Source organism: uncultured Mycobacterium sp., assembly GCF_964249325.1.
Classification (GTDB): domain Bacteria; phylum Actinomycetota; class Actinomycetes; order Mycobacteriales; family Mycobacteriaceae; genus Mycobacterium.
This window is the reverse complement of record NZ_CAXUCH010000124.1, coordinates 1-12,834: the sequence shown is the minus strand read 5'-3', so window position 1 is coordinate 12,834 and position 12,834 is coordinate 1. Positions and strand designations below refer to the sequence as shown.

Genomic DNA, 12,834 nt, shown 5'->3' with positions numbered 1-12,834 from the left:
CAGAACCGAGGCCGCCCAAGCCCGCGACGCCCGGCAGCTCCGAGGCAGCCGCACCGGCCGCCGCACCGGCGGCTTCGCCAGCCGCATCGGCGGCAGCACCACCGGCACCGGAGCTCATCAGGCTCGTGAAAGCACCCAGTGTGTTGCTGGGCATGTAGAACCCGGACGAGAAGATGGTGTTCCAGATGTTGGCGTTGGGCCCGAACTGGTTCCACAGGTCGCTGCTGAACAAGTCGGACAACCCCGATGACGACGTTGAGGCCGACGACGCGGGCGATGCGAGGCTCTGCAGCGCCGAGGGCACCGCCGAGGTCAGCTGCGAGAGCGTCGACTGAGTGCTGGTGCCGGCCGCCGTGCCGGTGGCTTGGCTCACCGCGGCCGACTGCGCAACCAGCGCAGCGGGGTTGGTGTTTTGCACCGGAACGGCAAACGGCGTCAACTGGGCGGCCGCTGCCGAGGAGCCGGCATAGCCATACATCGCCGCGGCATCCTGCGCCCACATCTCGGCGTAGTGCGCCTCAGTGGCCGCGATGGCCGGCGTGTTCTGCCCCAAAAAGTTGGTGGCCACCAACGCCGCCAGCTGAGCCCGGTTGGCCGCGATAACCGGCGGCGGCACCGTCATCGCAAACGCCGCCTCATAGGCGCCCGCCGCCGCGGTGGCCTGCACCGCGGTCTGCTCAGCCTGCGCAGCAGTGGTGTTCATCCACGCCGCATACGGCGCGGCCGCCGCCGCCATCGCGAGCGACGCCGGACCACGCCAGCCCTGGCTGGTCAGCCCAGTTACGACGGAGCTGTAAGACGCTGCCGCCGCGCGCAATTCAGCCGCCACGGTGTTCCACCCTTCCGCGGCTGTCAGCAGCGGCCCCGCCCCCGCACCCGCATACATCCGGGCCGAGTTGATTTCCGGCGGCAACGCCCCGAAGTCCAGCAACAAAGTCATCGCAGCACTCCTCCCGTGAGGTGGGCCTGCCCTTAGATGGCCGCGAGTGTGTTGGCGGCCTCGGTGGCCTCATATGATCCGGCGCTGGCGCCCAGAATGTTCACGAACATGTCGTGAATCGCCGCGGCTTGAGCGCTGACCTGCTGGTACATCGCGGCGTGTGCGGCGAATTGCGTTGCCGTCAGCGCGGATACCTCGTCAGCAGCAGCTGGGATCACGCCTGTGGTGGGGGCTGCGACCGCCGCATTCTGGGCGCTCATCGTCGCACCAATCCCCTGCAACTGGCCGGCGGCAGCAGCCAGCATTTCCGGTTGTGTGGTCACAAAAGACATCGGACTTCTCCTTACGCAGGCAAGACAGCACCCACTAAGGGAGTGCAGTCGTGTCAGAGCACGCCAAGATCACGCACGCCCGCACGCGGGGCGGTGCGCGTTAACCGAAGCGGCGCAAGCCGATTCAGGCAGTGGGGATAATGCCGGGGCCGGATCCGAACGAAACGGTCACGGAACTCGGATATGGACTATCACTCGGACTCATTCCGCTCTCACCTCCTCACGGCCAGGACACACGGGGGTGCCGTCATGTCGCACAAAAGGGGCGGAGCCGCCGGGCGAAAGTGCCGGGCGCGGCACCCCTCTCGTCAGAGCTTCGGCACTGCAGGGCGTATCCGGTACTTCGTCCGGAAGCCACTTGGGCTCAACCCTTAAGCCGGGAGGAGCTGTCCTGACCCTGGGCGTCTCTCGACGTTCGGGGTCAGTGGCCTGTGTCCCTGCAGACGCCTCACCTAGCGAGGTGCTTGCATCGGCAATCCTGGCACTTAGAGCGGCGCCAAGTCAACCCGTACTCGATGAACTATCGAAAACTCGCTCGAGCGGCGCGCTTGAACTCGGCGGCCAGGCGGCCTCCGGCGTCTCAGATCCAGCCGAGGTGTTCGCGCTCCGGCTGTCGGAGCATCGGTTCTCGGGTGTAGGTCCGATGTCGGCAGAGCCATCGGGTCGGTTGCCAGTTCCTTGGATGGGCATGGCGAGAATGCGACGAAGCCTTGGCGGCCGGGCCACCGGCTGCGTCTGAAAGCCTGCCGCGCAGCCATATTGTGAACCGCGGCGTGCCGTCAATTGGACGAATGTACAAGCCTCCAGCGGGGCTTCGGCGCGAGCGAAATTTTAGTGAACGCTTGACGGATACCCGATGTGAGGGCCAACATGAACGAGCAAGCACCTCGCTAGGTGAGGCGTCTGCAGGGACACAGGCCACTGACCCCGAACGTCGAGAGACGCCCAGGGTCAGGACAGCTCCTCCCGGCTTAAGGGTTGAGCCCAAGTGGCTTCCGGACGAAGTACCGGATACGCCCTGCAGTGCCAAAGCTCTGACGAGAGGGGTGCCGCTCACCCCTTTGTGCACCAGTGATGGCACCCCCGTGTGCCCCGGCCGGGAGGAGGTGAGGGCGAAATGAGTCCGAGCGGTAGTCCGGATCAATCTTTGAAGTCCGTTTCGTCCCGATCCAGCTGCGGCATTTCCTCTGCCGCCTAAGGCTTCTCGGACGCTGTTCCGGTAATACCCGCGCGCCGGTGGTGTGTGCGGGGTGGTGAAGCACACCCGTATTTGCCTTGGGGGGGCGGGGTGCTCGTGGTAGCCGGTCGGGCTCCCAGGTAGGAGGAAGGATCATGGCCTTGGTTGCGACACAAGGTTTTTCGACAGCCTGTGAGTGGAAGAGGCTGCATGCGGCTCTCCGATTGGCGGGGCGGCTGCAGGATCGCCGCAATCTCACTCCTGAGGAGCGGGCGAACCTCTACATCTCCATGATGCCAACTGTGGTGATCAATGGCTGCCGGGGCGGACATTCGGCCCCTAGTGAAAGCACTAGCCGGTGACGCCTGTGTCGAGACGCCACCCGGGATCCGCATTCCTACGCGACAGCCCTTCCCACGGTTTTCCGGACGTACGCACCGTCAGTTTGAGCGTGTCGAGAAAGCGAGCCTGCCGATGACTTCCTTCTCCACCGAGGTGCAGGGCGACCCTGATACTGCACTGAGCCACACCACCGTCGAGAGCCGGCCCCAGCTGATCGCCGACTCGTCTGGCTCCGCGGCCCTGGACTCCGCACATGTCGGCGACATCATTGGCGCGTTCGGCCGTATCGCCAGGGACGCCACAGGGCCCGGCCGGACCCGCTGGCAGCGGCTGCGGACGTTAATGGTCATCACCGGTCCAGGACTTATCGTGATGATCGGCGACAACGATGCCGGTGGCGTGGCGACCTACTCCCAGGTGGGACAGAACTATGGGATGAGCCTGCTGTGGACGTTGGTGTTGATGATCCCTGTGCTCTATGTCAATCAGGAGATGGTGCTGCGGCTGGGCGCGGTCACCGGGGTTGGTCACGCGCGGCTGATCTTCGAGCGGTTCGGCAAATTCTGGGGCGCGTTCAGCCTGGGCGACTTGTTGATCCTCAACGCGCTCACCATCGTCACCGAATTCATCGGTGTATCACTGGCGCTCGGATTCCTGGGCTGCCCGAAGACTATCGCGATCCCCGCCGCCGCGGTGTTGCTGTTCGCGGTGGTAGCCGGTGGCTCATTCCGCCGCTGGGAGCGCTTGATGTTCGTGTTGATCGCAAGCAACGTGGCGCTTATTCCGATGGTGTTGCTGGTGCATCCGACCGTTGGCGAAAGCGCGCGTGGGCTGATTCCCTCCTTGCCAGGCGAACCTGACTCGATCGTATTGATGGTGATCATCTCGATCGTCGGGACGACCGTGGCACCGTGGCAGTTGTTCTTTCAGCAGTCCAACGTGGTCGACAAGCGCATCACGCCCCGCTGGATTCCTTACGGGAGAGCCGATCTGGTGATCGGCATCGCGGGAGTAATCGGCGGGGGCGTGGCGCTCATGGCAGCGACCGCATTCGGGTTGGGCGGCACCAGCGACGCCGGCAATTTTATCGATGCGGGGGCGGTTGCCTCCCAGCTGTCCCACCACGTCGGCCACACCGTGGGCGTCCTGTTTGCCATCGTGTTGCTGGATTGCTCCCTGATCGGCGCGAACGTGATCGGACTGTCCACTACCTACGCGCTCGGTGATGCGGTGGGCAAGCCGCATTCGCTACATTGGAAGGTCACTGAGGCCCCGCTGTTTTACAGCACTTACGCCGCGCTGCTCGCGCTGTCGGCTGCAGTTGCGTTCAGCCCGGATCACGTCCTTGGGCTGATCACACAAGGCGTGCAGGTCCTCGCCGGTATCCTGCTCCCGTCGGCGACCGTGTTTCTGGTCTTGCTGTGCAACGACCGTCCGGTGCTGGGCCCATGGGCAAACACCTTCCGCCAGAACGCCTTAGCCTGGATCATTGTCTGGTCGCTGGTCGTACTGTCGCTGATGTTGACGGTGGTGACGCTCTTTCCCAACCTGTCAACCGAGACGCTCGAAGGCGGCCTCATTGTCGGCGCCGTGATCGGCTTCCTCGGGGCGGCGATTGTCTTCGCCATCGGTTGGTACGCCGACCGACGCGACACGGAAGACACCGTGCCGTTCGGCGCGCTGGATCCCGAACAGGTCGAGGAACTCGACAACTTACCGAAGTTGACCCGCGCCGATCGAAAAGCCTTCCGCGACAAGGTCCGTGCCACCTGGCGCATGCCCGCCTTCGCCACCTTGGAGCGGCCGCTCATGTCGCCGGTACGGCGGGCAGGGCTGCTAACGCTGCGCGTCTACCTCGTCATTGCGGGTGTGGTGGTTGTCGTGAAAGTCGTCCAAGCAGGGGTGGGGTGACCGCGGGGCGCCCCCGAAATCGTTACTTGCAAAGATTTCGGGTCGTCATTCATGAGCGATGGGGCCGCGCAGAGCATGCACTGTCGAGCAAAGCTTCTTCCCCCCGCGGCACCATGGGTGTCGAAGGCGACAGCGAAGTCGACGGGATGGGGAGGTCCGACCCGTCCCCGCAAACCCGCGTCATCGCGATCGCCGTCCGTACGCCCCTGCCCTGCTGCACCCACGCCGCGCCGCGCTTCTCGAGGGGGGCGACACGGGCTGCCTGGTGAGCCCTGCCGCGGCCATCAACCAGCGATGAGCGCCCGCGACAAGACCGACAGGTCAACGCCGTTTCCAAGCAAAAGGAGCGAAAAAGCTTGTTGCCCAAAATATGTCTGCCGGTTGACCAATCGCCATGTGATGGACACAATGGTCGGGTGCCTCAAGAAGAGCGGGCGCTGATCGATGCGGTTGAGCGTCGTCTCGTCCAGAAGTATGCGGCGCTGCCGGCCGACGATGTTGCTGCGGTGGTCCGGCAGGCATACACACAGTTCCAGCAGAGCACCGTGCGCGATTTCATCCCGTTACTGGTCGAGCGGCGTGCCAGCGAAGAGCTGAGTAGCTTAGCGGGTGCCGTCATGCGGCGGCTGGCATAGCTGCACCGGCCGCACCCGGCTGAGTTGCTCAGTCCGCTTTCTTCTCGGCTACTGCGGCGCTGAGACCTTCGGCGAGGTCGTCACGCGTCAGTTCCTTGAACTTGCGCAGCTGGTCCTCGCTGAACTCGTCGACGTCGCTGGCCAGCACCGCGTCGAGGTCCTCGTCGTCGAGGCGGAAACTGCGATGATCGCGGGCCTTCTCCACCACGTTCCGCACGAAGCCGGCGTTGCCGAGCACGTCGATACCGCGGATCAAGTCGCCGTCCTCGGAGATGTTCTCCTCGAGATAGAACCTCGTGTAGGAGGGCCGCAACACCTCGACCGCGTCGTCGCTGACGACATCTTCGTTTTCCCGGCCCATCAACTTGGTCAGCGCGACCAGCTCGTCGGGCGTGTAGCTGTAGAACTCGATCACCGTTGAAAACCGCCGCCGCAGGCCTGGGTTGACCTCCAGCATCCGCTCCATCGCCTTAGCGTATCCGGCTCCGAACACCACCAGCTCGTCTCGATGATTTTCCATGTAGAGCAGCACGGTGTTGATGATCGCGTTGCCGTAGGGGTCTCCTTGGTGATAGCCGCGCTCGTGCAGCGTGTGCATCTCGTCGAAGAAGACCGCGCCGCCGAGCGCTTCTTCGAGCATCTCCTCGGTGTTCTTCTCGGCGTCGGCCATGTAGCGGCCCAGCAGCTTCGAGCGGCTGGTTTCCACCACCATCGGCTTGCGCAACACTCCCAGCCCGCATAGCTGCTTGGTGAAAGCCCGTGCCACCGAGGTCTTTCCCGTCCCGGGCGGCCCGAGCAACAGCGTGTGACGTGAGGTCACCGGCACCGGTAGCCCCATCTTGGCGCGAGCCAAATTCACTTTGGTCGTGGCCTTGATCAGCTTGATTTCGCGCTTGGCTTTCTCCATGCCCAGCATGGCGTTGAGCTCGGCATCACCCTCGGCCAAATACTTCTTGGCCATCTCGGCGTGGCGGGCGGCCTCGGTCTGCTCGCGTGTCGGCGCGCTTTCCGGATCCCACGGATCGGTGCGGGCCTCAATGGTTTCCGGGTCGGTCAGCACCAGCCGATAGCTGGGGTTGTCCAGCGCTTCTCGGGCCGGCGCGAATTTGGCGTCACGCGCGTATACCCGCCGCAGGTACTCGACGGCCTCTTCTTCGCGACCCAGATGGCGCAGGCACATCCCCTTCGTGTACATCGCGACGTTGGCGGCGCCGGGTACCCGGTCGGCCTCGATCGCCTCTTCGGCGCGCCGGCAGGCTTCCTCGAACACCCCCAGCGAGGCCAGCGCGGTGGTGGCCATCGCCGCCCCCGCGGCTTTCAGCTCTGGCTGGCGCCACGGTGTTGCTGCGGGGAACTGGGTGAGTACATCGGGCCAGCGGCCGGTGCGGAAATGCAGCAGGCCGCGCACGTAGCGGACCAGTTCGGCGTCGAACGGCTGCCGCGGCTGAGTCTCGTCCAGTAGCCGGGCCGCCTCCGCATAGCGTTTGGCGTCGATGAGGGCGGCAGCGTAGCCGGCGGCCAGCGAATCCACGCTGGTAATCGCCAGTCGCAAAAACAGCCCGTCGGAGACCTGGGGACGAAACTCCAAGTCGGACAACCCAAGCCGACGAATCTCCCAGCCAAATGTATTGACAGCCGCCCATGCGCTGTCCAGCACCTCGAGGCTCTGATCGCCGGCCAGCACGCGCGCCAGCCAGGCATCACACATGCCAGGATCGATCTTGGTGGCCGTGGTGAACATCTGCAACGCCACCTGTGGATTGTGGCTAGGCTGCAGTCCGCTCACCGAAATGCCGGATGCCAGCAGACCGGCCACCATCGCGTTGCGGGCATCGGTGGCAGTCTGCGGACTGCTCATCGTTGGGCCACCGCCGGGGTTGGTGACGGCGCCGACGCCTGGCCCACTAGCACCGCGAGGTCCTCGTCGTCACGCAACTCGCGGCCAGGTACCACCAGCCGTGGACGTCGCGCGGGCACCGGCATGCTGGCGCACACCGCGTCCAGTTGGCGACCGGTCAGCCGGTTCAGGCCGCTCCACACGCTTCGGCGAAGCCGCTGGCTGGTGTGGTAACGCACCCACGCTGACAGCTCGGCACCGCCGTGGCGGGGAGTAAGCCGAAGCGTCACCGCAGTGGCCTCGGTGTCCGGCATCCACAGCCGTTCCAGGGTCTCAGACGTGATGTCGCGCGGCGAAACCCAAAAACTGGTCACGAATTCCTTGTGCCCTTCGGGCTGCTTGTATTTCAGCCGGCGCCGGCGCGGGCTAACGTGAGCAGGCTGCAGACCTGCCAGCACAGTGGCGTCCATGTCGTCGATCTCTGCGGAGGTCAATGGCCGCGCCCTCCACCGACGCCCGTCGAGGTCATGAGCCAGCCGCTCAACGGCCGCCGCCAACGTCGAGGCCACCGAATCGCGGGCCGCCACCGCGGCAACGTTGCGCTGTGGATCCATCCGCAACACCAGCCAGGTGTGGTGCTCATCGAACGGACGCCGATCCTCCAAAGGACCGGTCTCGTCCTCGTCCTCCGAGACAACCTTGGTGCCGGATGCGTGGCGCGTTCCCACGGAAACGATGTCGATCGCGTCTAGACGCACGTCGAACTGGCGTAGCCGTGCCGCGATCGCCTCCACGGGCAACCACCCCTGCCCTGCTTCCCGGTTGCGGTGCCGCCCCGACGCGGCCTCGTCCTGACCGTCCACCGCGATCACCGCCACTAGCTGGCCGTCGTATTCGCGGATACCGACCACGTCGCGGCCGTAGCGCCGCTGGTGGTCGATAGCGGGCGTGCACCCCTCCGTGAGCGTCATTTCCGGATCGACAAATCGGTCCAGCACCCGTGCGGCCAGTGCGGTGGTGAGCGGAGTCCGCCGGTAGGTGACTACCGCGACGATCGTCACCAACGCCGCCACTGCGACGCCCGCCCACCACGCGATGTGATTTGTTTGCCACGCATCCGGCAAATGACTGACCAGTGCCAGCACCGCGACGTCGATGAGGAAGACCGCGGTAAGGCGCGGCCATGACAGGTCGAGCCCGAATCGGCGCTGCGCTCTCATGGCTGCCTCCCTTGTCGCCGCATCAACACTGCACCACCGACCACCGCGCCGGCTATCAGCAGGGCGGCAGCAAGCCCACCGGCGGCCACCCATACCGGCGTCATGTTGCGGGGCGGCGCCGGCGGCGGCGGTTTCAGTGGCGCGGATAGCCTCTCGGGCGGCTTCGCCGGACCGTCCGGCACATCCCAGGTCAGCGCGGCCACCGGGTCGACGACGCCATAGCCGAGCTGATTGTCCACACCCCGAGCCGGTGGCCTCGCGGTACGGATCAACCGGTTGATCACCTGGTGCGCCGACAGCTGGGGATATTTGGCGCGGACCAAAGCCGCCACGCCGGAGACAATCGCCGTGGAAAAGCTCGTGCCCGACGGTACCAACAGCGAATTCTCCGGCCCCTCAATCGCATTGATCACGCTGTCGTCGCGGGGTGAGAGCCCGACGATGTCGGTGCCGGGGCCAGCGATCGATACCCAGGGCCCCGCCAGGCTCATGTTGGTCATCGCCGCCCCGCTGGCATCCACCGCACCTACCGACAGGACGTAGTCGCTGAACCATGAGGGGGTTACGACGGTGTTCACACCATTCCAATCGCGGGGATCGTTGGGCTGCAGCGGATCAAAGACTGGGTTCTGCTTGCAGTCTTTCTTGCTGGTGTCACCGGCAGCGGAGACGATGACGGCGTCCTTCTCGACCGCCGCGTAGCGGACCGCAGCGCCGAGGTCGGCTTGGTCGAGCACGTTACGGACGCTCATGCATGTCACATCCGAGATGTTGATCACCGAGGCACCCATATTCGCGGCGTGCACGATCGCGCGGGCCATGGTCCGGATGCCATCCGACTTTTGCCGGGTCTGCGGATCCTCGTCTCCGCCGAACGGCTCCTTAGCGGTAAACGCCTGGCTCGACTGGCGAATTGAAATCACCTCGACATCTGGGGCGATCCCGTTGAAAGCGTCCGGAGCCGCAGGCGGTGGTGGCGGCGGTGGGTCGCGCGGTTGCGTGCGATCGGCGACGATTACTCGTCGGCCTCCGGAATAGCTTGGGGCCGTTATGCTTCCGTGCCCACGGTTGGCAGCGCCCGGCGCCTTCGGCGGTTGGGGCAGCCACGGCAAGGCGGGCTGCTGCGCAGGCGCCTCCTCCGACGAAGGCGGCGGAGCCGGCACCATCGTAATCGTCTGGGGCGGCGGAGGCGGCACCGACATGGTGATCGTCTGGGGTGGCGGAGGCGGTGGCGGTGGCTCGTTGGTAGGAACTGGCAGCGGCCTGCGGGGCGGTGGCGCCGCGGCGGCCGCGCCGTTTGCCGGTTCCGCGGCAATGACCGACGCCACCATCGTGCCGTGGGCGTCGCAGTCCGATAAACCGTCACCTCCGGCCATCACGTAGTCGCCGCCGGGGGTCAGGCGCGGCAGTCTGGGGTGAGGTGTCACCCCGGTGTCGATGACGGCCACCTTTACCCCGCCGCCGCGGCCGAATTGCCATGCCTCAGGCAAGTTCAGCATCTCCATGTATTTCGGCTGCACCCGAAAGTCGGTGCCCGGCAAGACCCCTACCTCGGTGCAGTAGGAGCTCTGCCTCATCGGCTGTGCCGGTCCGGGTGGACCGTCAGGCGGCAGCGCTCCAGGATCGACTGCGGGAGGAGCGATCGCAGCCGCGGACGGTGATCCGGCCAGCGCCCCGGCGGCAACGATCAGCGTGGTTGCGGTTGCCCCGGCCGCTCGGCCGCACCACAGTCGACCCTTACCGGTACCGGATCGCTTCATAGACGTTCATCAGCCACAGCGCCAGCGGGAATATCGGCATCAGGCAGAGGTATTCGATCCATTCCACGAATTTGCGGAACAGCGGACTGTAGATGGTGTTGGGAACCACCGCCGCGGCTGTCAATCCGGCCGCCGGAAGCAACACCAAGACCGCCACCCCGGCCGAAAGCACCGCCGGCGAGCCTGACACCAGTACGTAGCGCACTACGACGGCGGCAATGATGAGCACGGCGGTTGCCGCCAAAGTTATTGACTGCCAACGGTCTACATAGGAGCGGCCTCGCAACATCAGGAAGCCGAACGTGAAGGCGGCCAGCAGCAACGGCAGCCACTTGCGCCCGGCGTGTGGATCGCACAGCCCGGCGGTACACACCACCGTCAGCACACCGAGACCGACCAGCAGGCCGGTCAAGAAGGATCGGGCTCGCTCGGCGCGCAGCATCACGTCGCGCACCGAGGAGGGGCCCTCCAAAGTCGGCTGTCCGCCACCGGAAACCACTACGGTGGTCGGCAGATCGGGCCGCGCCTCGAATACCCAGCGGCTGGTGGCGGACGGAAAGACAGGCAGGCGGATACCCGACAACCAGCGCGACAACGCTGGGGCACCGTGATACAGCAGCACGCACGCCAGCAGCACACAGGTCAGCAGCGTCACCGCGCTGGTTAGCAGCACCATCCGGGCGACACCGGCGAATGTCGCTGCGGCACAGATCGTCACCAGCGCGGTATAGATTCCCAGGCGCCGGCCGGTGAACCGCATGACCAGCATCGCCGCGACGCCGAAGACACCGAAGCCCAACACCGCGTGGGGCGCGCCGACCGGGCCGGGCGCAGTAGTGGATATCGCCACGGCCAGCGGCGCCAGGCCGCTCAGCAGCAGGATGTCGCCGACCCGTCGATCGGGCACGGTTTTAGAGCGCGTCAGAATCATCGTGGCCACGGTCAGCGCCAGCACCGCGATCACCGCCGCGAAGGGAGCCGGCAGCCACGACTCGTGGCGCCAGCGCCACCACTCCAGCAGGCCACTGGCCAGCACGACACCGACTGCGACCATCGCCGCACCGACCTGGACCGCGACGACGGGATCGATCGGGGCGAAGCGCTTGCTGAGGTTTGCCGCCACCGCCGTCGAGATGTGCTCGACGACCTCGGACCGGTGTTCGGTGTCTTCGAGGAACTTGAGCCACAACCGGTCACCGTCGTAGACCTCTTGCTCGGTCAACGACAGGTTTGGCCGCAGCGGCGTGCCGTCGACCAGGCACAGGGTCCAGCGGCCACGGCCCTTGGCCTGCAGCGGCGCTATCCCGAGTTCGCGCAGCCGGGTGTTGACCACCTTGAGCAGCGGGTCGATCATCACCGATAACGGGGCATGGGCGTCCAATACCACGCCGATCTGGACGTCGGCGGCCATGATGGCCACCACCGCCGCCTGAGGTGAGCCGATTGCTTCCGCGCCGGGCTGCGGCGCTTCTACTACTGCGGTCATTGTTCCGCAGTCCGGTCAATAAATACTGAATGCATCTGCCTCGCCTCGCAATTTCTCAATTGTCCTGCTTGCCGCGGTCATCGAGCCAATTCTAAAGTATCTTGCTGCATCTGCACGCCGAGCGAATGCGTTACCGAAAGTTGTTGGTACGGTCGATATTCGACGTGTGTTGTTAAACTCTTCGATGCGTTTTCCACTCGCCGAAGGGAAGGGTCTCTAAAACGGTCTTGACCCCGACCTGCACCAGCTGGGGAGTGGCGGGACAGATCGCCAGCCAGGTTTCGCCCGAACCCGCGGTGCGGGCCTGCTGGTAGAGCGCGATGCGTCCGCCGGATCCATCTTTCAGCGACAACACCGATGCGCTGGGACCTTTGGCGTCGTCCCGGTACTGCCGCGCGTAGACCGCCGCCTCGGCCTGAGGATCGGCCAGCGCCTGACCGAGTGCGGCCACGGTGGCCGCGCTGATGCCCAACCGCCGCAGATCCCCGCCGGAGAACACGTTGAACCCGGCGCTCTGCCATGCCTTGGTTGCTTCCAGCATTTCGTCCAGCGGCACGTTGACCGCATTGATCTGCGCGGGGTCGGCGTGGTGGATGGATTCCAGCCCGTCGAAGACCAGGGCCGCGATCGAGGGGGTGTCGGTGATCGCCACGTCGTCGACGGTGATTTCGTCGGCGACCCGCACGGCCGACACCCAGTGCGCCCCGCGGCGTGCCAACACCACGCGGAACTCGTTGTCAGGGATGTCGCGCGAGCCGACCGGCTGCTCCTCGCCTTCTTCCGCTTCGATGACGCCGTAGCGCAGCTTGCCCCGCGACAGCAGCGCGATGACCTCCAAGTCCGGTGCGGCCAGCACCCGCATCCGCTCGGCCACCTGGTCGTTGACCGTGTCGTCGGTGACGATGCCCTGTTCCCGCATCACCGCCATGCCGGGGTGCTCATTGAGCCAGTCCATCGACTCGGTGGACACGAAGGGCCGGCAGCGCAGTTCGGGCGCGACGTGGCGGATATCCAGCAGTGCCTGCAGCAACCAGAAACCCTCGACGTTGACGGTGATGTCGGTGCGGGTGCTCTGCTGATCCATCGTTGCCCCCATGTCTGCCGTATTCGAACACCGCAGGACGCGGCAGCACACCCCAAAATAGGTGTTGTGCCCCGCCCCCCGGTAGTTTTTTTGGCCCACGGGGCCCCCCC

Annotated in this window: 9 protein-coding genes and 2 riboswitches; of the genes, 2 read left to right on the top strand and 7 right to left on the bottom strand. The window is 65.5% G+C overall.

Annotated elements, in window-relative coordinates; translation table 11 throughout:
* Together ACFE99_RS15660 and ACFE99_RS15655 are read right to left on the bottom strand one after the other, a co-directional pair.
* Positions 1-940, bottom strand: a 940-nt coding sequence (locus tag ACFE99_RS15660) for a PPE family protein (protein WP_375486829.1), incomplete at its 3' end; no start/stop codon positions are given.
* Positions 941-972: 32 nt separating this feature from the next.
* On the bottom strand, positions 973-1,272 hold the full coding sequence (locus ACFE99_RS15655) for a PE family protein (protein WP_375486827.1): 300 nt from the start codon (positions 1,270-1,272) through the stop codon (positions 973-975).
* A 293-nt stretch (positions 1,273-1,565) separates the two neighbouring features.
* Positions 1,566-1,739: riboswitch (M-box (ykoK) riboswitch) on the bottom strand.
* Positions 1,740-2,151: 412 nt separating this feature from the next.
* A riboswitch (M-box (ykoK) riboswitch) is annotated at positions 2,152-2,325 on the top strand.
* A 598-nt stretch (positions 2,326-2,923) separates the two neighbouring features.
* Here ACFE99_RS15655 and ACFE99_RS15650 point away from each other — a divergent pair.
* A complete protein-coding gene (locus tag ACFE99_RS15650; RefSeq protein WP_375486825.1) occupies positions 2,924-4,702 on the top strand; it encodes an NRAMP family divalent metal transporter in 1,779 nt (592 codons plus the stop codon).
* Positions 4,703-5,118: 416 nt separating this feature from the next.
* Positions 5,119-5,337 carry a three-helix bundle dimerization domain-containing protein gene (locus ACFE99_RS15645; RefSeq protein WP_375486823.1) on the top strand — a complete coding sequence of 73 codons (219 nt, stop codon included), beginning with the start codon at positions 5,119-5,121 and terminating at the stop codon, positions 5,335-5,337.
* A gap of 28 nt (positions 5,338-5,365) precedes the next feature.
* On the opposite strand, the gene eccA is transcribed toward ACFE99_RS15645, so the two are convergent.
* The 5 genes from eccA to ACFE99_RS15620 all read right to left on the bottom strand — a co-directional run bounded on the left by eccA (position 5,366) and on the right by ACFE99_RS15620 (position 12,724).
* Positions 5,366-7,195, bottom strand: coding sequence for a type VII secretion AAA-ATPase EccA (eccA, locus tag ACFE99_RS15640; RefSeq protein WP_375486821.1), 1,830 nt, complete (start codon positions 7,193-7,195; stop codon positions 5,366-5,368).
* Positions 7,192-8,394: a type VII secretion protein EccE gene (gene eccE, locus ACFE99_RS15635; RefSeq protein ID WP_375486819.1), complete on the bottom strand. Its 1,203-nt coding sequence runs from the start codon at positions 8,392-8,394 to the stop codon at positions 7,192-7,194. The genes eccA and eccE overlap by 4 nt, the downstream gene beginning before the upstream one ends.
* Entirely contained in the window at positions 8,391-10,154 is a 1,764-nt protein-coding gene (locus ACFE99_RS15630; protein WP_375486817.1) for a S8 family serine peptidase, read from the bottom strand. The genes eccE and ACFE99_RS15630 overlap by 4 nt, the downstream gene beginning before the upstream one ends.
* On the bottom strand, positions 10,132-11,640 hold the full coding sequence (gene eccD, locus ACFE99_RS15625; protein ID WP_375486815.1) for a type VII secretion integral membrane protein EccD: 1,509 nt from the start codon (positions 11,638-11,640) through the stop codon (positions 10,132-10,134). The genes ACFE99_RS15630 and eccD overlap by 23 nt, the downstream gene beginning before the upstream one ends.
* A 172-nt stretch (positions 11,641-11,812) precedes the next feature.
* Positions 11,813-12,724 (bottom strand): ESX secretion-associated protein EspG, encoded by a 912-nt coding sequence (locus ACFE99_RS15620; protein WP_375486813.1) that lies wholly within the window; start codon positions 12,722-12,724, stop codon positions 11,813-11,815.
* Positions 12,725-12,834: the final 110 nt, after the last annotated feature.